This is a genomic window from Stenotrophomonas sp. CASM110, assembly GCF_049384345.1.
Taxonomy (GTDB): domain Bacteria; phylum Pseudomonadota; class Gammaproteobacteria; order Xanthomonadales; family Xanthomonadaceae; genus Stenotrophomonas; species Stenotrophomonas muris.
In genome coordinates this window covers 98,669-123,094 of record NZ_JBMRGI010000008.1, presented here as the reverse complement: position 1 = coordinate 123,094, position 24,426 = coordinate 98,669, and the positions used below count along the sequence as shown (strand labels likewise).

General features: G+C 67.2%; 15 protein-coding genes, 6 tRNA genes and 1 other RNA gene. 17 read left to right on the top strand and 5 right to left on the bottom strand.

Annotation, left to right across the window (positions count from 1 at the left end; all coding sequences use genetic code 11):
- Positions 1 to 66 precede the first annotated feature (66 nt).
- The 7 genes from VG561_RS09000 to VG561_RS08970 all read left to right on the top strand — a co-directional run bounded on the left by VG561_RS09000 (position 67) and on the right by VG561_RS08970 (position 3,172).
- The gene (locus VG561_RS09000; protein WP_004146343.1) at positions 67 to 339 is read left to right on the top strand and encodes an HU family DNA-binding protein; all 273 of its coding nucleotides are present in this window, start codon (positions 67 to 69) and stop codon (positions 337 to 339) included.
- Between the two features lie 11 nt (positions 340 to 350).
- Positions 351 to 425: transfer RNA gene (locus tag VG561_RS08995), tRNA-Val, on the top strand.
- A 26-nt stretch (positions 426 to 451) separates the two neighbouring features.
- Positions 452 to 528, top strand: a tRNA-Asp gene (locus tag VG561_RS08990).
- 83 nt (positions 529 to 611) lie between these two features.
- Positions 612 to 688 (top strand) — tRNA-Asp (locus VG561_RS08985).
- Between the two features lie 87 nt (positions 689 to 775).
- A tRNA-Asp gene (locus VG561_RS08980) sits at positions 776 to 852 on the top strand.
- A 106-nt stretch (positions 853 to 958) separates the two neighbouring features.
- Positions 959 to 1,035 (top strand) — tRNA-Asp (locus VG561_RS08975).
- A gap of 181 nt (positions 1,036 to 1,216) precedes the next feature.
- Complete coding sequence (locus tag VG561_RS08970) at positions 1,217 to 3,172, top strand: peptidyl-prolyl cis-trans isomerase (protein WP_014646101.1); 1,956 nt, start codon at positions 1,217 to 1,219, stop codon at positions 3,170 to 3,172.
- A gap of 175 nt (positions 3,173 to 3,347) precedes the next feature.
- Here the strand turns inward: VG561_RS08970 and VG561_RS08965 are convergent, their stop codons facing one another.
- Both VG561_RS08965 and gloB read right to left on the bottom strand, forming a co-directional pair.
- Positions 3,348 to 4,550, bottom strand: coding sequence for a lytic transglycosylase domain-containing protein (locus tag VG561_RS08965; RefSeq protein ID WP_046429131.1), 1,203 nt, complete (start codon positions 4,548 to 4,550; stop codon positions 3,348 to 3,350).
- Positions 4,547 to 5,311, bottom strand: a complete 765-nt coding sequence (gloB, locus tag VG561_RS08960) for a hydroxyacylglutathione hydrolase (RefSeq protein WP_262093180.1) — start codon at positions 5,309 to 5,311, stop codon at positions 4,547 to 4,549. The genes VG561_RS08965 and gloB overlap by 4 nt, the downstream gene beginning before the upstream one ends.
- Positions 5,312 to 5,322: 11 nt before the next feature.
- Here gloB and VG561_RS08955 point away from each other — a divergent pair, with 11 nt between their 5' ends.
- Genes VG561_RS08955 through dnaQ form a run of 3 tightly spaced genes read left to right on the top strand, consistent with a single transcriptional unit; the run spans position 5,323 to position 7,168 of the window.
- Positions 5,323 to 5,967, top strand: coding sequence for a methyltransferase domain-containing protein (locus VG561_RS08955; protein ID WP_041863105.1), 645 nt, complete (start codon positions 5,323 to 5,325; stop codon positions 5,965 to 5,967).
- A gap of 12 nt (positions 5,968 to 5,979) precedes the next feature.
- On the top strand, positions 5,980 to 6,432 hold the full coding sequence (rnhA, locus tag VG561_RS08950; RefSeq protein ID WP_014646157.1) for a ribonuclease HI: 453 nt from the start codon (positions 5,980 to 5,982) through the stop codon (positions 6,430 to 6,432).
- A gap of 4 nt (positions 6,433 to 6,436) precedes the next feature.
- Entirely contained in the window at positions 6,437 to 7,168 is a 732-nt protein-coding gene (gene dnaQ / locus VG561_RS08945) for a DNA polymerase III subunit epsilon (RefSeq protein ID WP_014036152.1), read from the top strand.
- 111 nt (positions 7,169 to 7,279) lie between these two features.
- Here the strand turns inward: dnaQ and VG561_RS08940 are convergent, their stop codons facing one another.
- Complete coding sequence (locus VG561_RS08940; protein WP_014036153.1) at positions 7,280 to 7,984, bottom strand: PP2C family protein-serine/threonine phosphatase; 705 nt, start codon at positions 7,982 to 7,984, stop codon at positions 7,280 to 7,282.
- A 165-nt stretch (positions 7,985 to 8,149) separates the two neighbouring features.
- Here VG561_RS08940 and VG561_RS08935 point away from each other — a divergent pair.
- Both VG561_RS08935 and VG561_RS08930 read left to right on the top strand, forming a co-directional pair.
- Positions 8,150 to 8,240: transfer RNA gene (locus VG561_RS08935), tRNA-Ser, on the top strand.
- A gap of 711 nt (positions 8,241 to 8,951) precedes the next feature.
- Complete coding sequence (locus VG561_RS08930) at positions 8,952 to 9,356, top strand: DUF6165 family protein (RefSeq protein WP_014646159.1); 405 nt, start codon at positions 8,952 to 8,954, stop codon at positions 9,354 to 9,356.
- Between the two features lie 18 nt (positions 9,357 to 9,374).
- Here the strand turns inward: VG561_RS08930 and VG561_RS08925 are convergent, their stop codons facing one another.
- Entirely contained in the window at positions 9,375 to 10,421 is a 1,047-nt protein-coding gene (locus VG561_RS08925; RefSeq protein ID WP_046429133.1) for a glycosyltransferase family 9 protein, read from the bottom strand.
- A 20-nt stretch (positions 10,422 to 10,441) separates the two neighbouring features.
- Here VG561_RS08925 and VG561_RS08920 point away from each other — a divergent pair, with 20 nt between their 5' ends.
- The 3 genes from VG561_RS08920 to VG561_RS08910 are packed head-to-tail and all read left to right on the top strand — an operon-like array spanning position 10,442 to position 12,344.
- Complete coding sequence (locus tag VG561_RS08920; RefSeq protein WP_032958195.1) at positions 10,442 to 11,191, top strand: 3-deoxy-D-manno-octulosonic acid kinase; 750 nt, start codon at positions 10,442 to 10,444, stop codon at positions 11,189 to 11,191.
- The gene (locus VG561_RS08915; protein ID WP_046429135.1) at positions 11,191 to 11,958 is read left to right on the top strand and encodes an MBL fold metallo-hydrolase; all 768 of its coding nucleotides are present in this window, start codon (positions 11,191 to 11,193) and stop codon (positions 11,956 to 11,958) included. The genes VG561_RS08920 and VG561_RS08915 overlap by 1 nt, the downstream gene beginning before the upstream one ends.
- The gene (locus VG561_RS08910) at positions 11,955 to 12,344 is read left to right on the top strand and encodes a DUF4440 domain-containing protein (protein WP_053495267.1); all 390 of its coding nucleotides are present in this window, start codon (positions 11,955 to 11,957) and stop codon (positions 12,342 to 12,344) included. The genes VG561_RS08915 and VG561_RS08910 overlap by 4 nt, the downstream gene beginning before the upstream one ends.
- A 90-nt stretch (positions 12,345 to 12,434) precedes the next feature.
- On the opposite strand, the gene ffs is transcribed toward VG561_RS08910, so the two are convergent.
- Positions 12,435 to 12,531: signal recognition particle sRNA small type (ffs, locus tag VG561_RS08905), an RNA gene on the bottom strand.
- Between the two features lie 301 nt (positions 12,532 to 12,832).
- Here ffs and VG561_RS08900 point away from each other — a divergent pair.
- Together VG561_RS08900 and VG561_RS08895 are read left to right on the top strand one after the other, a co-directional pair.
- Positions 12,833 to 13,150, top strand: a complete 318-nt coding sequence (locus tag VG561_RS08900) for a DMT family transporter (RefSeq protein ID WP_005415486.1) — start codon at positions 12,833 to 12,835, stop codon at positions 13,148 to 13,150.
- 359 nt (positions 13,151 to 13,509) lie between these two features.
- Entirely contained in the window at positions 13,510 to 24,402 is a 10,893-nt protein-coding gene (locus tag VG561_RS08895; protein ID WP_423179531.1) for an autotransporter-associated beta strand repeat-containing protein, read from the top strand.
- Positions 24,403 to 24,426 lie beyond the last annotated feature (24 nt).

Genomic DNA, 24,426 nt, shown 5'->3' with positions numbered 1-24,426 from the left:
TGCAGAGCGCGTGCGGTTGCTTCCCTGTCGAATAAGCGGAACCCACCGCCAAAGGAGTTGTAGAGAATGAACAAGACCGAATTGATCGATGCCGTTGCTGAAGCTGCAGACCTGACCAAGGCCGAGTCCAGCCGCGCTGTCGATGCCGTCGTTGCTGCCGTCACCAAGGCGCTGAAGGACGGCGATGCGGTCACCCTGGTTGGCTTCGGTACCTTCCAGGTCCGCGACCGTGCTGCCCGCACCGGCCGCAACCCGAAGACCGGCGACACCATCAAGATCGCTGCTTCGAAGAATCCGTCGTTCAAGGCTGGTAAGGCCCTGAAGGATGCTGTAAACTAAGCGGCTCGCTGGGGTGCTTAGCTCAGCGGTAGAGCGTCTCCTTTACACGGAGAGGGTCGGGGGTTCGAAACCCTCAGCACCCACCACAGCACCGCGGTAAAAGTTTGAGTGTGGAGCGGTAGTTCAGCTGGTTAGAATGCTGGCCTGTCACGCCGGAGGTCGCGGGTTCGAGTCCCGTCCGCTCCGCCATTCAACGAGGCCTCCGGCCAAAAGCTGGAGGCTTTGTTTTCTCCCCGGTCCAGGCCGGCTGAAAGCAAAAAAGGTAACAACGCGGAGCGGTAGTTCAGCTGGTTAGAATGCTGGCCTGTCACGCCGGAGGTCGCGGGTTCGAGTCCCGTCCGCTCCGCCACTACATCGAGGCCCCCGGCCTGAAGCTGGGGGCCTTGTCTTCTCACCGACAGGTTCGGAAGGAAGGCGAAAAGGTTTTTGCAAGAACGGAGCGGTAGTTCAGCTGGTTAGAATGCTGGCCTGTCACGCCGGAGGTCGCGGGTTCGAGTCCCGTCCGCTCCGCCATTGCAGAATTCTTAAGTCCCTGTGAAAAAACTTTGAAAAAAGTGTTCATCGGGCTGGGTTTCCAGGGAGTCTTCGGATATACTGGGCGCCTGCAAAGTTCAAGCGCGGAGCGGTAGTTCAGCTGGTTAGAATGCTGGCCTGTCACGCCGGAGGTCGCGGGTTCGAGTCCCGTCCGCTCCGCCAACTTCAAAAGCCCTCGGCGCAAGCCGGGGGCTTTTTCTTTGCGCCATGGTGGAAATGGCCGACACGCGGATGGCGCATGCCTGCCGATGTGGGCGCAGGCCGCGCTGGCGCTGCTTTTGGTCCCTGCGGCGAAGCGGGTTACACTGCCGGGCTCGCCAATAAGGCCTTGTGATTCCTCACCATGCTGCAGAAACTCCGCGACAAGACCTCAGGCTGGATCGTCACTGTGATCCTGGGGCTGCTGATGATTCCGTTCCTGTTCGTGATCGACAACAGCTACCTCGGTGGCGTTGGCGCACAGAACGTGGCCAAGGTTTCCGCGCCGCCGACCTGGTGGCGTTCGGCGCCGTCGTGGTGGCCGGTGCGCATGCTGTGGCAGCACCACGAGATCAGCTCGCAGGATTTCCGCACGCGTTTCGAGCAGGAGCGCATGCGTGAGCGCCAGCAGCAGGGCGACAACTTCGACCCGCGCGCGTTCGAGAGCACCGAGAACAAGATGGCCGTGCTCGATCAGCTGATCGACGAGCAGGTCGTGCGCCTGGTCGGTGAGCAGGCAGGCGTGGTGATCGGCGACGGCGCGGTGCGCGAGTACATCGCGACCATGCCCGCATTCCTCGATTCGAACGGCAAGTTCAACGAGAACAACTATCGCCTGGCCCTGGCCGGCGGCAACCCGCCGCGTACGCCGACCCAGTTCCAGGAGCTGGTGCGCGAGAGCCTGCAGCAGTCGGTGATTCCGTCGGGCCTGCAGAGCTCCGGCTTCGTCACCCAGGCCGAGACCGAGCGCCTGTTGAAGCTGCTGGGCGAAACCCGCGACGTCGAGCTGGCCGCGTTGCCGCCCGTACCGGCCGATACCGCGCCGGTGACCGATGAGCAGATCAAGCAGTGGTACGACAGCCACGGCAAGGATTTCCGCCAGGCCGAGAGCGTGTCGCTGGAGTACGTCGAGATCAACGGCGCGAACCTGCCGGCACCGGCGGCGGCCGATGAAGCCACCCTGCGCAAGCGCTATGAAGACGAGAAGGCGAAGTTCACCTCGCCGGAGCAGCGCCAGGCCTCGCACATCCTGATCACCGGTGACGGTGCAGAAGCCAAGGCGAACAGGATCGCTGCCGAAGCCAAGGCCGCTGGTGCCGATTTCGGCGCGCTGGCCAAGGCCAATTCGGAAGATCCGGGCTCCAAGGACCAGGGCGGTGACCTGGGTTGGGTCGAGCGCGGTGCGATGGTGAAGCCGTTCGAGGACGCGCTGTTTGCGGCCAAGGCCGGTGACGTGATCGGCCCGGTGAAGACCGAGTTCGGTTACCACATCATCAAGGTGGCCGCTGTGCGCGGTGGCCAGGGCAAGTCGTTCGAGGAAGTGCGTGACACGCTGGCCGCCGAACAGCTGAAGGCCGACGGTGAGCGCGGCTTCAACGAGCTGGCCGGTCGCCTGGTCGATGCCATCAACAAGAGCCCGAGCGATCTGGCCGCTGCCGCCAAGGAAGTGAACCTGCCGCTGCAGACGCTGGGCCCGATCACCCGCGCGACCGCCAGTGGCATCGCGGCTGACCCGGCCGTGCTGCGTGCGGCGTTCTCCGACGTGCTGGTGCAGGACGGTACCGCCAGTGACCCGATCGCCCTGGGGGGCGCGACCAACCACAGCGTGGTCATCCGCGTGGCTGCGCACACCCCGGAACAGGCCCTGCCGCTGGACAAGGCTCGTGACCAGGTGATCGCCGCGATCCGCGCTGACCGCCAGCGCCAGGCCAGCGACAAGGCGGCCGATGCGATCCTGGCCAAGCTGAAGGCGGGTGCCACCCTGCAGTCGCTGGCCGCCAGCGAGAAGCTGCAGCTGAGCCCGATGCCGGGCCTGCCGCGCAGCCAGCCGGTGCCGACCCCGGAAATCAACCGCGCGATCTTCAGTGCGCCGGTGCCGGCCGAAGGCAAGCCGAGCTATGGCAAGGTCGACGTCAATGGCCACGCGCTGCTGTTCGCGGTGAACAAGGTCAATCCGGGCGACATCAAGGAAGTGACTGCAGAGCAGCAGAAGCAGCTGAAGGAACAGCTGAGCCAGATCGATGGCATGGCCGCGGCCAAGGCCTACATCGAGGCGATGCGCAAGAAGTTCGTGATCCAGACCACCGAGGCGAACCTGTAAGCCTTGCGGCTGCATCCATGAGAAAGGCCCGGCACTGCCGGGCCTTTTTTTGTGCCTGCCGATGTGTAGCGTCGAGCCATGCTCGACTGCGTCTGCCGGGCGCAGGCATGAAAAAGCCGAGCAAGGGCTCAGCTCTGCAGGAAACAGGGCAGGGCGCGGCGGTGCCGCGCCGGACTCAGTCTTCCACGCGCAGCACGGCGCCCGGCTTCAGCACGCTGCTGCCGCTCAGGCCGTTCAGCGACAACAGGGCCTTGACCGGCATGCCGTAGCGGCGGGCGATGGTCCAGGCCGACTCGCCATCACGCACGGTGTGGCGGCGGCTGCGCGGACGATCAGCGATCGCGGCGACGGTCTTGGCCACCTGCGGCGTCGGTGCTGCGGTGGCGACTGGCGCAGCGCTGGCGACCAGGGCGGATGCGGTGTCCGCCACCGTCGCATTGGCAGCCGAGACAGGAGCCAGCACGCGGGTGGTACCCGACGAGGCGCGGCCACCGCCCGCCAGGGCGGGGTTGAGGCGGGCGATCCTGGCCGGGTCCAGGGCGCGCTGTGCGGCCCACTGCTGGACGCTGGTGCCGGCGGGCAGGGTGTGGTCCTTCAGCACCGGCACGGTGCGGTCCAGCGAGGCCATCACGCCCGGCTGGTCTTCCACGTCTTCCAGCACGCAGGCCAGGGCATGCAGCTTCTCGACGTAGGCATGGGTGACCGGCGACAGGCCGGGCAGCGCCGACGGCTTGGCGTTCTGCGCGTTCATGCCGGCCTTGCGCATGGACTGCAACACGCGGTACTCACCGGCGTTGTAGGCCATGGTGGCCAAGCGCCAGTCGCCGCCGAACATGCCGTGCAGGGTCTTCAGGTAGCGCACTGCGGCCTGGGTGGAATCGACCGCCGACAGGCGGCCGTCGTAGCCGTTGGCCATGGGCACGCGGTGGTTGCGCGCGGTGGTGGCGATGAACTGCCACAGGCCGGTCGGGCCGCTGCCATTGCGGGCATTGGGCCGGTAGCCGCTTTCCACGAACGGGATCAGTGCGAATTCGGTAGGCAGGTTGGCCTTGCGCAGCTCTTCAACCACGTAGCCGAACAGCACCAGCGCATCGTCATCCTGGTTGGCCAGGCGCGACGGGGCGTGGGCGAACTGCTTCTGCCAGCGCGGGCTGGTGGCCTCGGCATTGCAGGTGGGCTCGGCCAGGCCGTCGCGGAAGCTGGAGAAGATCTCCTGGCCATTGCGGACCGACGCGGCCGGCAACGCGGCCGGATCCAGCGGCAGGGCCGCCGCGGCGGCCAGGTTCTGGCCGATGCCCGCGCCCAGCGACTGGGCACCGGCGGTTCCGGCCAGCCCCAGGACCAGGCCCAGGGCCAGCGGCAGACTTCGGCGCATCATGCGCGGAAGCCGTCTTTCCAGTGCCGGAGACCGGCCATGACGTCGACGTCGTCAACGACGTCGCGGCCCAGGTGCGCCGACACTGCCGCGCGGATCGGCGCCGTGTGCACACGCAGGAACGGATTGCAGTCGAATTCGTTGGCCAGGGTTACCGGCAGGGTGGAACGGTCATCGCGGCGCATGGCCAAAGCCTCCTCTTGGCGCTGCCACAGGGCAGCGTTGGCGGGGTCGACATGCCGCGCGAAGACGGCATTTGACACGGTGTACTCGTGGGCGCAACAAAGCAGCAGTTGCGCGGGCAAGGTACCCAGCTTGCGCATCGATGCCAGCAGCTGGGACGGCGTACCTTCGAACAGGCGTCCACAGCCCAGGCTGAACAACGAATCTCCGCTGAAAAGATGTTCAGCAGTGTGAAACGCGATGTGGCTGCGGGTATGCCCGGGCACGGATAGTACGTGGAACGTCCGGCCCAGTGCCTGAACGCGTTCACCTTCGCCGGCCCGCTCGGTCGCTGCAGGGATGCGCTCCTCGACGGGCGCGATGACCCGTACACCGGGAAAACGTGCCCGCAACGCGGGCACGCCACCGATGTGGTCATCGTGATGATGGGTGAGCAGGATCGTGTCCACGCGCAGGCCCTGATCGGCCAGCGCAAGCACCGGCGCGGCATCGCCGGGATCGACGACCACGGCGGCGCCAGCGTCGTCGATCAACGTCCAGATGTAGTTGTCCGCAAATGCGGGCAGGGCAGTCAGTCGCATAGAATTGGACCATGCCCGCGCTGCAGAGCACCCGTCAAGCGAGCCAGGCCCCGTGGTTCGACACTGAACCGGCGGGCTCCTTGCGCGTGCTGGAGCGGCAGTTGCTGCTGCCGCAGCTGTCTGTCCTGCCGACGCAGCCCTGGCTGTGGATCGCACCGAGTGCGGCCTGGCTGGAGGATGCGCAGCTGGGCGGGCGCGGGCTGCGGCTGTTCCGGCAGGGCCAGGGCTATGCCGGCGACACCCGCTGTGCGCTGCCGCTGCCGCTGGCCAGCGAGAGCGTCAACGCGGTCGTGCTGCAGCATGTGACCGCGGGCGATGCGGAGCGACTGCTGGACGAGTGCGAGCGCGTGCTGATGCCGGGCGGCCACCTGTGGCTGAGCAGCCTCAACCCGTTCAGCCCTTACCGCACGCATTGGCGCCAGCACGGACTGGTGGTGCGCACGCCACAGCGGATCCGCCTGCTGCTCGGCCGCCACGGGCTGGAGTGCGACGATATGCGTTACCTCGGCCCGCTCTGGCGCGGTGCAGGCAGTCGCCGCACGGGCGGTTGGGCGCCGCTGCGCGCGGCCTGCCTGTTCCATGCTGAAAAGCGCACGCTGGCCCTGCCCGGGCCGAAACCGTTGCCGGTGCGTTGGCTCGGCACCGTTGCCACCTGATCTGGAGTTGTATTGAAAACCATCGAAATCCACACCGACGGTTCCTGCCTTGGCAATCCCGGCCCCGGCGGCTGGGCTGCGCTGCTGCGCTACAAGGGCCACGAGCGTGAACTGAGCGGCGGCGAAGCGCACACCACCAACAACCGGATGGAGCTGATGGCGGCCATTTCCGGGTTGGAGACGCTCACCGAGCCCTGCAACATCGTGCTCTATACCGATTCGCAGTACGTGCGGCAGGGCCTGACGCAGTGGCTGCCCGGCTGGATCCGCAAGAACTGGAAGACCGCCGGCGGCGACCCGGTGAAGAACCGCGAGCTGTGGGAGCGCCTGCATGCCGCGACGCTGCGGCATCAGATCGACTGGCGCTGGGTAAAGGGCCACTCCGGTGACCCGGACAACGAGCGGGTGGATACGCTGGCGCGCAACGCGGCCATCCAGATCCGCGACGCCAGCCCGGTAAACTGAGCCCATGCGTCAGATCATCCTCGATACCGAAACCACCGGCCTGGAATGGAAGAAGGGCAACCGCATCGTCGAAATCGGCTGCGTGGAGCTGTTCAAGCGCCGCCCGACCGGCAACAACTACCACCAGTACATCAAGCCGGACTGCGAGTTCGAACAGGGCGCGCAGGAAGTCACCGGCCTGACCCTGGAGTTCCTGGCTGACAAGCCGGACTTCGCGCAGATCGCCGATGAGTTCCTGGCCTTCATCGATGGCGCCGAGCTGATCATCCACAACGCGGCGTTCGACCTGGGCTTCCTCGACAACGAGCTGTCGCTGCTGGGCCCGCAGTACGGGAAGATCACCGATCGCTGCACAGTGATCGATACCCTGGTGATGGCGCGCGAGCGCTTCCCGGGCCAGCGCAATTCGCTGGATGCGCTGTGCAAGCGGCTGGGCGTGGACAACTCGCACCGTGCGCTGCATGGCGGCCTGCTCGATGCGCAGATCCTGGGCGACGTCTACATCGCGCTGACCTCGGGGCAGGAAGAGATCGGATTCGGCCTGGGGGATGACGATGGCGGTGGCGCCGGTGCGGCGCTGCAGGCCTTCGATACCAGCAAGCTGCTGCCGCGTCCGCGCGTAGTGGCCACGCCGTCGGAGCTGGAAGCGCATGCCGCGCGGCTGGAGCGGCTGCGCAAGAAGGCCGGCCACGCACTGTGGGATGGGCCGAAGGTGGAAGAGCCCGCCAGCGCGTAATGCCTGGAAGAGGTAGTGCCGGCCGCTGGCCGGCATCTGCGTGAACACGTTTCCCGGTGAGTCGGCCAGCGGCCGGCACTACCGCCTCCACGCCTGGCGTGGATCTACGGGTTAATGGCAGCGCACCAGGATCACGCTGATGTTGTCGCGGCCACCGCCGTCGAGCGCGGCGGCGACCAGCGTGTCCACGCATTCCTGTGCGCTTGCATCCTCGAAGGCGAGGGTGCGGGCGATGCCGCGGTCGTCCACTTCCTCGGTCAGGCCGTCACTGCACAGCAGCAGCTGCATGCCGGGGCGCAGCTCGCCGCTGGTGGTGGCCACGTTCAGATGTGCCGGATCGGTGACGCCCAGCGCCTGGGTGACCACGTTGCGATGTGGATGCGCGCGTGCCTGTTCGGCCGTCAGGTTGCCCTGCGCGACCAGTTCCTGCACCACGCTGTGATCCTGGCTGAGCTGTGCCAGCTGGCCGTCACGCCAGAGGTAGGCACGGCTGTCGCCGACCCATGCCACTTCATAGCGATTGCCCTGCACGCGTGCGGCGACCACGGTGGTACCCATCGGCAGGGTGTCGTTGCGCCGCCGCGAGGCGCGGATGATCTCTTCGTCGGCGGTGCGGATGGCCTGGGCCAGCGGCGCGCCACGGCGGATCTCGCGCACGATGGTTTCGCGCGCCAGCGCGCTGGCCACCTCGCCGCAGGCGTGGCCGCCCATGCCATCGGCCACCAGCCACAGGGCCAGCTCGCTGTCACCGTAGTAGGTGTCTTCGTTGAGCTCGCGGCGCAGGCCGGGGTGGGTGAGGTGTCCGAATTCGATCATGGTGTGCAGGGGCGGGGTATTGCTGGGGAGACAGGCATCATCGGGGGGCTGCGGGCATCCGGCAAGGCATGCATCCAGGAAATTTTCACTTCATTGACCGGAATGACTTGTCGTCGGCCTGACTTCCTCGTATGATGCGCGTCCCCGGTCCGCCGGGGACCACCCGGAGAGGTGGCAGAGTGGTTGAATGTACCTGACTCGAAATCAGGCAGGCGTTTATAGCGCCTCGGGGGTTCGAATCCCCCCCTCTCCGCCAGATAAAGAAAAAGGGCTGCCGAAAGGCAGCCCTTTTTCTTTATCTGGCGCGGGACGCGACGCGCTCTGCGCGTCGCCCCACACGTTGCTGCGCAACGCGTGGGCGCCTCCCTTTGCCGGCCTCTCCCCGCCCCTGTCGGGGCAGCCCCTCAACAGAGGGGCTTGGTCCTCCAGATGCATCACGGGAGATCCGCGCGGTGCGTGGATGCGCGGCGGGAATCACGCCGTAGTGACCCTGTACTGATCTGGCGCGGGACGCGACGCGCTCTGCGCGTCGCCCCACACGTTGCTGCGCAACGCGTGGGCCCCTCCCTTTGCCGGCCTCTCCCCGCCCCTGTCGGGGCAGCCCCTCAACAGAGGGGCTTGGTCCTCCAGATGCATCACGGGAGATCCGCGCGGTGCGATGCGCGGCGGGAATCACGCCGTAGTGACCCTGTACTGATCTGGCGCGGGACGCGACGCGCTCTGCGCGTCGCCCCACACGTTGCTGTGCAACGTGTGGGCCCCTCCCTTTGCCGGCCTCTCCCCGCCCCTGTCGGGGCAGCCCCTCAACAGAGGGGCTTGGTCCTCCAGATGCATCACTGAGATCCGCGCGGTGCGTGGATGCTGTTCCTGCTGGCAGGCTCATCCACGCATGACGTGGATCTACCGGGGATATCCGTGCGGACGCTGCGGGTTACCATGTACGCATCACCTGCTGGAGCTTTTCCCCATGACCGCTGAAATCCTCGTTCCCGTTTCTTTCGGCGAGCTGCTGGACAAGATTTCGATCCTGCAGATCAAGTCCGAGCGCATCAGCGACGAGGGCAAGCTGGCCAACGTGCGCAGGGAGCTGTCGGCGCTGGAGCAGACCTGGATGGCGCACCCGGCGGCCGTGAAGGACATCGCCAGGCTGCGTGCCGAGCTGAAGGTGGTCAACGAGCAGCTGTGGGAAATCGAGGACGACATCCGGCTGAAGGAGAAGGCGCAGGCGTTCGACCAGGGCTTCATCGACCTGGCGCGCAGCGTGTACCTGCGCAATGACGAACGCGCGCGCATCAAGAAGGCGATCAACCTGGCGCTGGGCTCGGCGTACGTGGAGGAGAAGTCCTATCAGGATTACGCGCAGCGCGTGTAATCCCGGGCGGCCTGCCGCTCACCCCAGGTGGTCGGCGACGTAGCGTTCGAAGGCAGCGATACCGTCTTCCACGGTGATCAGTTCCATCACATCGTCGAACTCGATCTTGGTGCCCCACTTCAGATCGGTGGCCTGCTTGGCGAGGTACTTGCGTGCCGCATCGTCGTAGCGGTCCACGCAATAGCGACGATCCGAGTACGGGCCGCTGCGGTTCGGATTGCTGGCCGCATGCAGGCCCAGCACCTTGGCGCCCATCGCGTTGGCGATGTGCATCGGGCCGGAATCGGGCGTCATCACCAGGTTGGCGCGGGCCAGCAGGGCGGGCAGCTGCTTCAGCGTGTCCTTGCCTACCAGGTCCAGCGCCGGCGTGTGCAGCTGTGCCTGGATGGCGTCGGCCATGCTGCGCTCAAGTTCGCTGCGGCCGCCGCACAGCACCACCTGCCAGCCGCGCGTGACCGCGTGGTTGGCCACGGCGGCGTAGCGGTCGGCGTACCAGTTGCGGCGCACGTGGCTGGAGCACGGCGAGATCATCAGCACCGGGCGACCATCGTCGTGCCACTGCGCGGCGGCCCACTCATATGCCGACTGCGGCACGGCCAGGTCCCAGCTGACCTCGGTCTGGCGCAGGCCCAGCGGTTCGCAGAAGCTGCCGATGGCATCGAGCACATGGATGCCCGGACGGTCGGGAATGCGTTCGTTGATGAAAAGCCCATGCAGGTCCTTCGAGCGGCTGCGGTCGTAGCCGATGCGGCGCTCGGCCGGAATGAAGGCCGACAGCAGGTTGGCGCGGAACGCGACCTGCATCTGCAGCAGCGCTTCGAAGCGCCCCGGCGGCAGCTGCCTGCGCAGTTCCTTGACCCCGGCCATGCCGCTCTTCTTGTCGTAGGCATGGAAGGTGACGCCGGGCAGGCCGTCGAGCAGCTTGTGGCCGACCTTGTCGATGATCCAGTGGATCGGCGTGTCCGGGCGCGCGGCCTGCAGGGTACGCACCAGGGGCACCACGTGGGTGACATCGCCAAGTGCGGACAGGCGCAGGAGGCACAAGGAGGAGGACGCTGATGCCATGTGTTGTTAGACTCAATGAAATGGTCGCATTCGACGCCAATGAAGCGCTGACGCCATGCCGCGAGGGTCGCGGCATCGGGGCCATTCTGTTCGACCGCGAGCGGCTGCGGCAAGCCGAGATCGGCCTGTTCTCGCCCCAGCACTGGGGCAGCAGGGCCCGGCCGGTGGGCGAGGGCGGCCGCGGCAGCGCCTGGTTCGTCGATGCGCCGTTCGGTGCCAGCGTGCTGCGCCACTATCTGCGCGGCGGCATGGCGGCCCGTATCAGCCATGACCAGTACCTCTGGCGCGGCTCGGACCGGACCCGCAGCTTCGCCGAATTCCGCCTGATGCGCGCCCTGCGCGAGAAAAAGCTGCCGGTGCCACGGCCGATCGCCGCGTTCTACATGCGCGAGGGCCTGCGCTACCGGGCGGCGATCCTGATGGAGCGGATCGAGGGCGTGCGCTCGCTGGCCGACCGCGCACTGGTGGCCGGCCGGGGGGCTCCCTGGGAGGAGACCGGGCGCCTGATTGCCCGTTTCCATCGTGCCGGCCTGGACCATGCCGATCTCAACGCGCACAACATCCTGTTCGATGGCAGCGGCCATGGCTGGCTGATCGATTTCGACCGCGGCGTGATCCGCATCCCGGCGACCGCCTGGCGCGAGCGCAACCTCAAGCGCCTGCTGCGCTCGCTGATCAAGCTGCGCGGCGAGCGCAGCGTGGAAGACGTGCAGAAGGACTACGCGCGGCTGCGCCGTGCCTATGACATGGCCTGGAACCGGGGCACCTGATGGACTGGGCGTTGCGTTTCCTCGGCGTCGGCAATGCGTCGGCGGTCGAGCTGGGGTCGCCGATGTCGGTGATCGAGCGCGATGGGCGTCCATGGCTGACCATCGATTGTGGTGGCGAAGGCCTGACCGCGTTCAAGGCGCACTACGGGCAGATGCCGCAGGCGCTGTTCGTCACCCATGTGCACCTGGACCACGTGGCCGGCTTCGAGCGCCTGTTCGTGGATACCTTCTTCAATGCGCACCGGCGCGGCAAGGTGCGCCTGTACGTGCCCGCCACGGTGGTGCCGCTGCTGCACAAGCGCATCGGGGATTACCCGAACGTGCTGGCCGAGGGCGGTGCGAACTTCTGGGATGCCTTCCAGCTGATCGTGGTGGGCGAGGCGTTCTGGCACGAGGGCGTGCGCCTGGAAGTGTTTCCGGTGCGCCACCACTGGCCGGAGACGGCCTATGGCCTGCGCCTGCAGGGCGCGCTGACCTGGAGCGGCGATACCCGGCCGATTCCGGAGATGCTGGCACGCTTTGCCAGTGACAACGAACTGATCGCTCACGATTGCGGCCTGCACGGCAATCCCTCGCATACCGGCGTGGACGATCTGGAGCGTGAGTACAGCGCCGAACTGCAGGCGCGGATGATGCTGTACCACTACGCCAGCGCGGCCGATGGTCTGGCGCTGGCTGCGCGTGGGCACCGCGTGGCGCAGCCGGGGCAGTGCGTGCCGCTGGCGAGCCCGACCGCCCCACACGTGCTGGCCCAGGACCCGCCGTGAGGGGTACCGGCCAGCCCGCAGATGCGGCGTTGGCTGCCGGGCTGGAGGCGCTGGAGCGCGCACTGCATGCGCCGCAGGTGCGTGCCGACCGCGAGCAACTGGCCGCATTGCTGGATGAGGATTTCAGCGAGATCGGCAGCTCCGGCCAGTGCTACGACCGTGCGGCCGCGCTGGTGGAGATTCCGCTGGAGCGTGCCCAGGTGCAGATCGAATCGGAGCAGTACGCCGTCTGGCTGCTGTCGCAGGACCTGGCCCAGGTGCGCTACCGCAGCCGCCATCACCTTGATGGGCAGCTGCAGCACTGGGTGCTGCGCAGTTCGCTGTGGCGCCGGCACGGGGACAGATGGCGCATGGTGTTCCACCAGGGCACGCCCGAGGCAGGGTAGCGCGGCGCCATGCCGGGCCAAGAATGCGAAGCCGGGGTCAGATCCCTCTGCCATGCAAAGGGATCTGAGCCCAGTGCGGAAAAGGCGGTGGCCCCGCCGGCTGACCTCGGCGCCCGCGTCGATCGATACCGTTGCTGCCTTCCGGCCCTGGCGGGGTTTTCGACCTAGCGTCGCGAGGGGCCGACGGGGCCACCATAGAGACGTTGGCCGCCCGGTGGGCGGCCAGTTCACGGATCAGGGGAAACAGCGCGCGGCGCGCCGGAGCCCACAGCCGGACTGCACATCGGGCTGGCCGATGGCAGACGCGCATTCTAGCGCAGACGGGCCCATCGACGCCAGCTTCATGCACTGAATCGGCTGTAACCCGCTCCCGGCGGCAGCGGCCGGTACCCACCCCCGTTGCTAGAATGCCGGCCAGGAGGAACGACCTCCCCCACATCGGGAACCAATGACCAGGACGGCCTGGCCCTACCAAGAGGAGGGCCGTCATGGCCTGGATCTATCTGTTGTTTGCCGGCCTGCTGGAAATCGTCTGGGCCGTGTCCATGAAGCAGTCCGAAGGCTTCACCCGGCTCACCCCCACCGTGGTCACCATCATCGGCATGATCGCCAGCTTCTGGTTGCTGGCGGTGGCCATGCGCAGCCTGCCGCTGGGAACCGCCTATACGATCTGGACCGGCATCGGCGCGGTCGGGGCGTTCGTGGTTGGCATTGTGTTCCTGGGCGAGCAGGTCAGCCCGATGCGGATCGGTGCGGCGGTGTTGATCGTTTCCGGCCTGGTGCTGATGAAACTCTCCAGCAGCTGAATTTATTTACTCATGGCGGGGAATGGATTCTCCGCCACATGCAGCAATATGCATTTTCGGCAAAACCATTTTGTCCGCCCCTGTTATTTGACGCACGTCATAAAAATAGCGCGCGTGATTCACATGCCGCTGGCACCGTCGGTCGCACAGTGCCGCCATTCGTCGGGCGAAATCGGGGAGTTTTCGCCTTGACGGACGCGCTGGCGCACCTGTCCCCGGGTGCGATCGCGTGAAGATGTGAAGATTTTCAGGAGTTAATGCCTTCAGGCCTTGTTCCCGTTCGGGGAGCCGGGGTGGGCCGCATTGTCTCCAAAAAACCTGCCAGCTGTGCCATCCGGTCTTTTCATGGAGATTTACCGATGAACCGCATTTACCGTCTGGTTTTCAATCGTGCCCTTGGGGTAATGCAGGTTGCTTCGGAGGTCGCCCAGAACCCCGGCGGAAGCGCGGTCAGCGCAGGGCGGGTGCCGCGATTGCGGGCGCACCAGCTGGCGGCGGCTTTGGCCGCCACACTGGCCAGCGGATCGGCATTCGCAGCGTGCACCGGCACCACAACCGTAAACTGCGACAGCACCACCAGCATCAACAACTACTCCAACGCGACCAACGGCCTCACGCTGAACATCGACGCGGGTGCATTGCTGCGTACGCCGCCGATTGTAGGCGGCGGCAACGCAGCAACGCTGACCGGCGACAACGTGACGGTCAACAACAATGGCACGATCGATCCGAGCTCGATCATCCTCGCCTCGCCCGGCCTGGTCATCGGCAATGGTTCTGCCAACAACAGCGCGATCGTCGTCAACAACAACGCCAGCGGACAGATCAAGGGTGTCGTCAACATCGCAACGCTGCTGGGCTTCGGTGGACAGGCGCTGGTGGCACAGAATGTCAACGGCACCACCACCATCAACAACGCCGGCCTGATCAGCACGTCGCTGATTGGTGCAGGCAGCGTTTCCGACGCGACCACGGTGGTGACCTATGGTGGTGCAGCCGCCAATGTGGCCAACACAGGCACCATCGACGGACGCGTCGGCCTGGGTGCTTCTGGCGGTAACACGTTCCTCAATGCGGGGGCGGTCAGTGGCAGCGTTCACCTGGGTGATTCAACCGGCGGCAACACCTTCACCGCAGTGTCGGGTTCCAGCGTTGTGAGCGGCGGCGGCAGCGCTCTTGCCGGCGTGATTACCGGTGTCACCGGGGTAAAGGTTGCGGCTGCGGGATCGGTCGACGCCGGTACCGGCAGTGGTGCGGCCAACAACACGCTGGTGTTGCAGAACGTCGTCAGCGGTCCGGGGTCCGGCACCGGCGGAGCGGTGACCACGCTGGGCTGGAACCAGTACCTCAACTTCCAGAAGCTCACCGTCAACAGCGGCACCTGGAACCTGCAGGGTGCGTGGGCGGGTGCAGGTACGACCACGCTCAATGATGGCCTGGTCAATTTCAACAATGCCGGTTCCTTCGGCACAGGGCTGTTCACCGCCAACGGCGGTGCCATCGCCTCTGCCACGGCCGGTCTGAACCTGGCCAACGCTTTCAGCCTTGGTGGCAATCTGTCCCTGGCAGGGACCAATGCGTTCAGCCTGGGGGGCTTGCTGTCCGGTACTGGCGGGCTGACGGTCAACAACACCGGCATCGTTACTCTCGGCGGCGCAAACCTGTTCTCCGGCGGCGTCAACCTCAATGCCGGCGGCCTGGTACTGGGCAATGCCGGTGCACTGGGCAGCGGCAACCTGACCGTGGGTGGCAGCGCTTCACTGGATACGACGGCGGGCTTCACCCTGGGCAACAATCTGGTGATCAATGGCGGGGGCTCGCTGAACCTGCTCGGCAGCAATGCGTTGTCATTGAACGGTTCGATCTCCGGTGCCGGCAACCTGACCAAGAGCGGCGCCGGCACCCTCACCTTGAACGGCGCCAATGCGCTGACCGGCAGTTTCAACCTGGCCGGAGGCGCGTTGGCGCTGGGCGGGGGCGGCAGCCTGTCACCCACCGGTGCGATCACGGTCGGCGTCGGTACCACCCTGGACCTGTCGGCGGCCGCCAACCAGACCATCGGTTCGCTGGCGGGCCTCGGCGGTTCGGTCAACCTGGGCAGCCACACGCTCACCCTCGCCGGGCTGGGCGATACCAGCTACAGCGGCACGTTCGCCGCAGGCACGGGTGGCCTGGTCAAGCTGGGCACCGGCGTGCAGACCTTGTCGGGCGTGAACAACCTCAGTGGCGGCGTGGCACTCAACGGCGGCGGCCTGCTGCTGGGCAATGCTGCTGCGCTGGGCAGCGGTGCGCTCAGTGTCGGCGGCAACGTGACGCTCGATGGAACCACGGGGGCGCTTGCACTGGCCAACGCGGTCAACCTCGGTTCGGGTGCCAGCCTCAATCTGCTCGGCAACCAGGCGTTGACGTTCAACGGCGTGATCGGTGGCACCGGTGGCCTGGTCAAGAGCGGTGCGTCGTCGCTGACGCTCAATGGCGCCAACACCTTCGGCGGCGGCGTGGCGTTCAATGCCGGCAGCCTGGTGCTGGGCAACGCTGGAGCACTGGGAACCGGTGCGCTGAATGTTGGTGGCGTGGTGTCGCTCGACACCAGCGCGGCGCTTGCGGTCGGCAATGGCATCACGCTGGGCGCGGGTGGCTCGCTCAATGTGCTGGGCTCGAACGCATTGACGCTGGGCGGCGCCATCGGTGGCACCGGCAGCCTGGTCAAGAACGGTGCCGCCACGCTTACGCTGGGTGGCGCAAATACCTTCACCGGCGGCCTGGCGATCAATGCCGGCAAGGTTGCGGTGGGCAGCGGCGGAAGCCTGGCCGCCGGCGGTGCGGTCAGCCTGGCCGGCGTTGGCGCGGACCTGGACATCTCGCTCGGCGGCAACCAGACCATCGGCGCGCTGTCCGGTATTGCCGGCAGCACGGTGACGCTGGGCAGCAGCACGCTCACCTTCGGTGATGCCACCAACCAGACGTTCGCCGGCGTGATCGGCGGCACCGGTGGCCTGATCAAGCAGGGCACCGGCGTGCAGACGCTGAGCGGCGCCAACACCTTCAGTGGCGGCGTGAATCTGACGGCGGGTGGCCTGCTGCTGGGCGACAGCAGTGCGATCGGCAGCGGGGCGTTGACGGTCAGCGGCAACGGTTCGCTGGATACCACGGCAGCGTTGAACCTGGGCAATGCGATCAACCTCGGCGCGGTCCTGACCCTGCCGGGCAGCCAGAACCTGGCCCTGGCCGGCAACATCACGGGCACCGGCAGCCTGGTCAAGAACGGCGCGGCGACACTGACCTTGAACGGTACCAACACCTTCAGTGGTGGACTGAACGCAAACGCTGGCGCCCTGCTGCTGGGCAACAGCGGCGCACTCGGCACGGGGACGCTGGGCATCGGTGGCAACGTCTCGCTCGACGGCAGTGCGCCGCTGAACCTGGGCAACAACGTGGCACTGGGTGCAGGCGCCGCGTTGTCGCTGCCGGGTTCGCAGTCGATCACGCTGGGTGGGGTGGTGTCCGGTGCGGGCAGGCTGGTGAAGAACGGTGCCACCACCTTGACCCTCAATGGCGCCAACAGCTTCGGTGGCGGGCTGACCGTCAACGGCGGCGGCCTGCTGCTGGGCAATGCCGGCGCGCTGGGCACCGGTGCATTGTCGGTGGGGGCCAATACCACGCTGGACAGTTCGGTGGCGCTGGACCTGGCCAACAGCGTCAACCTCGGCGCCGGTGCGGTGCTGGATCTGCTGGGCAGCCAGAACGTGTCGCTGGGGGGCGTCATCAGCGGCACCGGCGGGCTGGTCAAGAACGGTGCGGCGACGCTGGCGTTGAACGGCGCCAATACGTTCAGCGGGGGCGTCGGGCTCAACGCGGGCGTACTGCAGCTTGGCAACGCACAGGCGCTGGGTACCGGCCAGCTGGACGTGGGCGGCAACGCTTCGCTGGATGCCACTGCGGCGCTTTCGGTGGGCAACACCCTCGGCCTCGCCGCCGGCGCCAACCTCACCGTGCTGGGCAGCAATGACCTGACGCTGACCGGTCCGGTGTTCGGCGCCGGCGGGCTGATCAAGGATGGCGCGGCGCGCCTCACGCTGTCTGGCGCCAACACGTTCGGGGGTGGCACCACCGTCAACGCCGGCACGCTGGCGCTGGGGGCCGGTGGCAGCCTTGCCGCGGCCGGTGCGGTGGATCTTGCCGGTGCCGGTGCGACGCTGGACATCTCCGCAGCCGGTGCCGCGCAGACCATTGGCGCACTCAACGGCGTCGCAGGCAGCCAGCTGGCGCTGGGCGCGCAGTCGCTGACCTTTGGCGGCGCCGGCAACGGCAGCTTTGCCGGCGTGATCGGTGGCACTGGCGGCCTGGTCAAGACGGGTACCGGCGTGCAGACGCTGTCCGGTGCCAACACCTTCAGTGGCGGTGTTGCACTCAACGCGGGTGGCCTGATCCTCGGCAATGCCAGCGCGCTCGGCACCGGTGCGCTGGGCATCGGTGGCACCACCACGCTGGACAGCACGGTGGCGTTGAACCTGGCCAATGCAGTGAACTTCGGTGCGGGCACGCAGCTGACGCTGGGCGGCAGCAACGATGTCACGCTCGGTGGCGTGGTGGCCGGCAATGGCAGCCTGGTCAAGAACGGTACGGGCCTGCTGACCCTCAACAACACCAACACCTTCGCTGGCGGCCTGACCCTGAACGGTGGTGGCCTGGTCGTCGGTGCGGATGGTGCGCTTGGTACCGGCGCGCTGGCGGTGAATACCAGCACCACGCTGGATGCGGGCGCGGCAGTGACGCTCGGCAATGCGGTCACGCTGGGCTCGGGCGTTGCACTGACGGTGCCGGGCAGCAATGCGCTGACGCTGTCGGGCGTGGTCGGCGGCAATGGCAGCCTGATCAAGAACGGCGCTACCACGCTGACGCTGTCCGGTGCCAACACCTACACCGGCGGTACCACCATCAATGCCGGCACGCTGGCGCTGGGCACGGGCGGCAGCCTGGCCGCGGCGGGTGACGTCACGTTGGGCGCGGGCGCCGGCTTCGATATCTCCGGTGCCGGCAGCAGCCAGACCATCGGCGCACTCAATGGTCTGGGCGGCAGCACGCTGGCGCTGGGCGGAAACTCATTGACGTTCGGTACGGCCGGCAACGCCGCGTTCGACGGCGTGATCAGTGGCGGCGGGGGGCTGGTCAAGGTGGGCGCGGGCGTACAGACGCTGTCCGGTGCCAACACCTTTGGCGGCGGCGTGACCCTCAATGCAGGCGGGCTGGTACTCGGCAATGACGCGGCGCTGGGCACCGGTGCATTGACGGTCGGCGGTGCTGCCACACTGGATACCACCGGCCTGGCAACGCTGGCCAACAACATCGCGCTCAACGCCGGGCTGACCGTGCTCGGGACCAACGCACTGACGCTCAACGGCGTCCTTTCCGGTGCCGGCAGCCTGACCAAGAACGGCAGCGCGACGCTGACCTTGAATGGCATCAACACCTATACCGGTGGCACCAACATCAACGCCGGCACGCTGGCGCTGGGGGCCGGTGCCAGCCTGGCGGCGAGCGGTACCGTGAACCTCGCCACAGGTGCCACGCTGGATCTGTCTGCCGGCAGCGGCACGCAGGTGTTCGGAACCCTGGTCGGCAACGGTACGGTGAACCTCGGCGCCAACTCGATCGAAGTCGGCGGCGCCACCAATGGCACCTTCAGTGGCTCGATCGCAGGCACGGGTGGCCTGACCAAGGTCGGTACGGGCATCGAGACGCTGACCGGTGCCAACACCTACACCGGCGGCACCTTCATCACTGCCGGTACGCTGGCGATTGGTCCGGGCGGCAGCCTTGCAGCCACCGGCGCGGTGACGCTGAGCGCTGCAGGCACCGGCTTCGATATCTCCACCGCAGGTGCCAACCAGACCATCGGCTCGTTGAACGGCGTGGCGGGCTCGACGGTGAGCCTGGGTGCACAGACGCTGACACTCGGTGGTGTGGGCAACAGCCTCTTCGATGGCGCGATTTCCGGCACCGGTGGCCTGGTCAAGAATGGCGCCGGCGTCCTCACACTGGGAGGCGCCAATCTGTTCAGTGGTGGCGTCGCACTCAACGGCGGTGGCCTGGTGGTCGGCAACAACGCTGCGCTCGGCAGCGGTGCGCTGGCAGTGGGCGGCAACGCGACGCTGGACGCATCGACAGGCGTCAACCTGGCCAACAACATCGGGCTCGCAGCGGGCGCGAACCTCGACCTGCTTGGCAGCCAGGCGCTGACACTGGGCGGTGTGATTTCCGGTACCGGCGGCCTGGTCAAGGACGGTGCGGCCACCGTGACCCTGAGCGGTGCCAACACCTACACCGGTGGTACCACCATCAACAACGGCACGCTGGCGATCGGCGCGGGTGGCAGCCTCGCCGCGACCGGCGCGGTGAACCTGGCCGGTGCCGGCACGTTCGACATTTCAGCGGGCAACCAGGCCATCGGCTCGCTGGCCGGCGTCGCCGACAGCACGGTGGCGCTGGGTGGCAGCACGCTGACCCTGGGCGGCACCGTGGACAGCACCTTCAGCGGTGCGATCAGTGGCAACGGAGGCCTAGTCAAGAACGGTGCAGGCGTGCAGACGCTCAACGGCGGCAGCACCTTCAGCGGCGGCGTAACGCTCAACGCCGGCGGCCTGGTGGTCGGCAACAATGCTGCGCTGGGCACCGGTGCGGTGACGGTCGCGGGCGCTGCGACGCTCGATTCGAACACAGCGGTCACCCTCGCCAACAACTTCACCCTCAACAACGCGTTGACCGTCCTCGGCAGCAACAACCTCACCCTCAACGGCAACCTGAGCGGCACCGGCAGCCTGACCAAGGAGGGAGCCGCAACGCTGACCCTGAACGGCACCAACACCTACACCGGTGGCACCAACATCAACGCCGGTACATTGGCACTGGGCGCTGGCGCGAGCCTGCACGCCAGTGGCATCGTCAACCTGGCCTCGGGTGCGATCTTCGATCTGTCGGCGGGCAGCGGCACGCAGCAGTTCGGCACACTGGTCGGCAACGGTACGGTGAACCTGGGGGCCAACACGCTGACGATCGGTGATGCCAGCAATGGCACGTTCAGTGGTTCGTTGGCCGGCTCGGGTGGCCTGATCAAGGAAGGCTCGGGGACCCAGACGCTGACCGGCACCAACACCTTCACCGGGGGTACCACCATCAACGCCGGCACGCTGGCGATCGGCGCCGGTGGCAGCCTGGCGGCGACCGGTGCGGTGAACCTGGCCAATGCCGGTACCACCTTCGACATCAGCGCGGGTGGTGCGCAGGCGATCGGTTCGCTGGCAGGCGTGGCGGGTTCGACCGTTGCGCTGGGCGGCAGCACGCTGACCCTCAATGGCGTGGGCAATACCACGTTCGCCGGCACCATCGGAGGGGCCGGTGGCCTGGTAAAGAACGGCGCAGGCATCCAGGGCTTGACTGGCGTCAACGTCTTCACGGGCGGCGTGACCCTCAATGCCGGTGGCCTGCTGCTGGGCAACGACGGTTCGCTGGGCACCGGCGCGCTGACCGTGGGCGGCAACGCCAGCCTGGACGGCACCAGCGCGCTGACCCTGGCCAACACCGTGCAGCTGGCCAATGGCACGCTGACCCTGGCGGGCAGCAACGCGCTGACCTTGAATGGCCCGATCAGCGGCGCTGGCGGCCTGCTGAAAGATGGCGCGGCAACCGTCACCCTGGGCGGCGCCAGCACCTACACCGGTACCACCACCATCAACAGCGGCACGCTGGCGGTGGCGGCCGGTGGCAGCCTGTCCGGTGCCAGCACGGTGAACCTGTCCGGTGCCGGCACGTTGGACATCAGTGCCGGTGGCAGCCAGAGCATCGGTGGCCTGGCCGGCGTGACCGGATCCAGCGTGGTGCTGGGCGGTGCGACCCTGACCATCGGCGGCAACAACGGCAGCACCACCTTCGGCGGTGTGCTCAGTGGCACTGGTGGCCTGGTGCAGAGCGGCACCGGCACGCTGACCTTGAGCGGCGACAACGTCTATACCGGCGGCACCACCATCAATGGTGGCAGCACGCTGCAGATCGGCAACGGCGGCAGCACCGGCTCGGTGCTGGGCGACATCACCAACAATGGCAGCCTGGTCTACAACCTGGGCACGACGGCAACCGTGGGCGCGGTGGTCAGTGGCAGCGGCGGCCTGACCCAGGCCGGTAGTGGCACGCTGGTGCTGACCGGCAACAACACCTACACCGGCGGTACCATCATCAATGCCGGCGGCACGCTGCAGGTGGGCAATGGCGGTGCGACCGGCGCGATCGTCGGTGACATCACCAACAACGGTGCGCTGGTGTCCAACGTGGCCGGCAACACCTTGCTGGGCGGCACCATCAGCGGCACCGGTGGCCTGACCCAGGCCGGTGCCGGTACGCTGACCCTGACCGGCAACAACACCTATACCGGCGGTACCACCATCAATGCCGGTGGCACGCTGCAGGTGGGCAATGGCGGTGCCACCGGTGCGATCACCGGCAATGTCGCCAACAACGGCAGCCTGGTCTTCGACGTCGCGGGCAACACCACCGTCGGCGGCGCGATCAGTGGCAGTGGTGGCCTGACCCAGGCCGGCAGCGGGGTGCTGACCCTGGTCGGCAACAACACCTACAGCGGCGGTACCACCATCAATGCCGGCGGCACGCTGCAGGTGGGCAATGGCGGTACAACCGGCGCCATCGTCGGCGACATCACCAACAACGGTGCGTTGATCTCCAACGTTGCCGGCAACACCGCGCTGGGCGGCACCATCAGCGGCAGTGGTGGCCTGACCCAGGCCGGCAGCGGTACGCTGCTGCTGACCGGCACCAACAGCTACACCGGCGGTACCACCATCAATGCGGGTGGCACGCTGCAGCTGGGCAATGGCGGTGCGACCGGTTCGATCGTCGGTGATGTCACCAACAATGGCACGCTGCTGTCCAACGTGGCCGGCAACACCACGCTGGGCGGCACCATCAGCGGCAGTGGCGGCCTGACCCAGGCCGGCAGCGGCACGCTGACCCTGACCGGCAACAACACCTATACCGGCCCGACCACCATCAACGCCGGTGGCACGCTGCAGGTTGGCAATGGTGGTGCGACCGGTGCGATCGGCGGCAGTGTCGTCAACAACGGCAGCCTGGTGTTCAACGTGGGTGGCAACAGCACCGTCGGCGGCGCCATCAGCGGCAGCGGCGGCCTGACCCAGGCCGGCACCGGCACCGTGGTCCTGGCCGGCAACAACACCTATACCGGCGGCACCACCATCAACACCGGCGGCACGCTGCAGGTCGGCAACGGTGGCGCGAGCGGTGCGATCACCGGCAACGTCAGCAACAACGGCAGCCTGGTGTTCAACGTGGGCGGCAACACCACCGTCGGCGGCACCATCAGCGGCAGCGGCGGCCTGACCCAGGCCGGCACCGGCACCGTGATCCTGACCGGCAACAACACCTATACCGGTGGCACCACCATCAACGCCGGTGGCACGGTGCAGGTCGGCAACGGTGGGGCCAGCGGCGCGATCACCGGCAACATCACCAACAACGGTGGCCTGGTGATCAACACCGGTGGCACCACCACGCTGGGCGGCAGCATCAGCGGCGGCGGCAGCATCGTGCAGGCCGGCCCCGGTGGCCTGAACCTCGGCGGCAACAGTGGTGGCTTCAACGGTACCGGCCAGGTCACCGGCGGCGGCCTGAATGTCACCGGCACCATCGGTGGCCAGTGGACCATCGGCAGCGGTACCACGCTGTCCGGCACCGGCACCATTGGTGGCACCGGCGGTGGCGTGACGGTGTCCAGTGGTGGCGTGCTGTCGCCGGGTAATGGCCCGGGCAACGGCAGCGGCACAGGCAATGGCACCGGCACGATCACCGTGGGTGGCAACCTGACCCTGTCGCCGGGCAGCACGCTGGGCATCGATCTGGGTGCCAGCGGCAGCGATACGGTACAGGTGGGCGGCAGCGCCAACGTGGGTGGCAGCACCGTAAAGGTGAACACCATCTCGCCGAGCACCAGCTACCAGCAGGGCCAGCAGTACACGGTGATCAACGCGGGCGGTGGGGTGAGCGGGCAGTTCGCCTCGGCGAACTCGCCGTCGGCCTTCCTGACCATCACCCCGGTCTACACCGCCAACACCGCCAACCTGCAGATCGACGTGGCGCAGACGGCGGCGTTCACCACCGTGGCCAACACGCGCAACCAGTACAACACCGCTGCGGCGCTGGACAGCCTGCCGCAGAGTGGCGCGGCGCTGGGCCTGTACAACACGGTGCTGCTGTATGACGCCAGCACTGCGCGCAGCGCATTCGACCAGCTCTCCGGCGAAGTGCACGCGGCCAGCCGCGCGGTGCTGCTGTACGACAACTACCTGGAAGAGGGCATCCGCCAGCGCCTGGGCAGTGAGCTGCCGACCGTGCGTGGTGAGCGTGCCTCGGCCTGGCTGGCCGGTAGCGGCAAGGTGTTCAAGCAGGATGGCGATGGCAATGGCGATGAGATCCGTTCCAATCGCAATGCGGTGATGGCGGGTGTGGACTGGCAGCTGGGTGAACACGTGGTGCTGGGTGCGGCGGCCGGCAACGAACGGCTGGATACGCGCCTGTACGATCGCAGTTCGCGCGCCCGCCTGCGCGGCAACACGTTCGGCCTGTATGCACAGGGACAGTGGAACAACGGCTTTGCGGTCGGTGGCAGCGTGTCGCGCGGTGACTACCGCACGCGCACCACGCGTGAAGTGCCTCTGCTGGGCCAGACCCTGTACAGCCGCCAGGATTCGGACGTGACCATCGCCCAGGTCGAAGGCAGCTGGACCTGGACCCATGGCAGGACCCAACTGCAGCCGTACGTGCAGTTCACCCGGCACTGGGTCGACAGTGATCGTGCGCTGGAGCAGGGTGGCAGTGCCGCACTGGTGCTGGAAGGTGGCAAGGACACGCTCAACGTCAGCACAGTGGGCGTGCGGGGCCGCTGGGACGTGGGTAGCGGCGCGCGCTTCCCGGCGCAGCTGACCGTCGGCCTGGGCTGGCAGCATGCATCGGGTGACACCGATGTGGCCAGCCGCAACCGCTTCGCGGTCGGTGGCGATGCCTTCGATGTCTACAGCGCGGTGATGGCACGCAATGCGCTGGTCAGCCAGCTCGGCGTGGCGGTCGGCCTGGGTCGCAACAGCCAGCTGTCGATGTTCGTGCAGGGCCAGCACGGTGATGGCCGCCGCGATGTCGGCGGGCAGATCAACCTGCGGGTAGGCTTCTAAGGGGGGCGGGCCAGCGGTAGATCC

Bases quoted from the DNA above. Each gene is read 5' to 3' on its own strand.
- VG561_RS09000 (WP_004146343.1), top strand. From the start codon at position 67: ATGAACAAGACCGAATTGATCGATGCCGTTGCTGAAGCTGCAGACCTG.
- VG561_RS08970 (WP_014646101.1), top strand. From the start codon at position 1,217: ATGCTGCAGAAACTCCGCGACAAGACCTCAGGCTGGATCGTCACTGTG.
- VG561_RS08965 (WP_046429131.1), bottom strand. From the start codon at position 4,550: ATGATGCGCCGAAGTCTGCCGCTGGCCCTGGGCCTGGTCCTGGGGCTG.
- gloB (WP_262093180.1), bottom strand. From the start codon at position 5,311: ATGCGACTGACTGCCCTGCCCGCATTTGCGGACAACTACATCTGGACG.
- VG561_RS08955 (WP_041863105.1), top strand. From the start codon at position 5,323: ATGCCCGCGCTGCAGAGCACCCGTCAAGCGAGCCAGGCCCCGTGGTTC.
- dnaQ (WP_014036152.1), top strand. From the start codon at position 6,437: ATGCGTCAGATCATCCTCGATACCGAAACCACCGGCCTGGAATGGAAG.
- VG561_RS08940 (WP_014036153.1), bottom strand. From the start codon at position 7,984: ATGATCGAATTCGGACACCTCACCCACCCCGGCCTGCGCCGCGAGCTC.
- VG561_RS08930 (WP_014646159.1), top strand. From the start codon at position 8,952: ATGACCGCTGAAATCCTCGTTCCCGTTTCTTTCGGCGAGCTGCTGGAC.
- VG561_RS08925 (WP_046429133.1), bottom strand. From the start codon at position 10,421: ATGGCATCAGCGTCCTCCTCCTTGTGCCTCCTGCGCCTGTCCGCACTT.
- VG561_RS08920 (WP_032958195.1), top strand. From the start codon at position 10,442: ATGGTCGCATTCGACGCCAATGAAGCGCTGACGCCATGCCGCGAGGGT.
- VG561_RS08915 (WP_046429135.1), top strand. From the start codon at position 11,191: ATGGACTGGGCGTTGCGTTTCCTCGGCGTCGGCAATGCGTCGGCGGTC.
- VG561_RS08900 (WP_005415486.1), top strand. From the start codon at position 12,833: ATGGCCTGGATCTATCTGTTGTTTGCCGGCCTGCTGGAAATCGTCTGG.
- VG561_RS08895 (WP_423179531.1), top strand. From the start codon at position 13,510: ATGAACCGCATTTACCGTCTGGTTTTCAATCGTGCCCTTGGGGTAATG.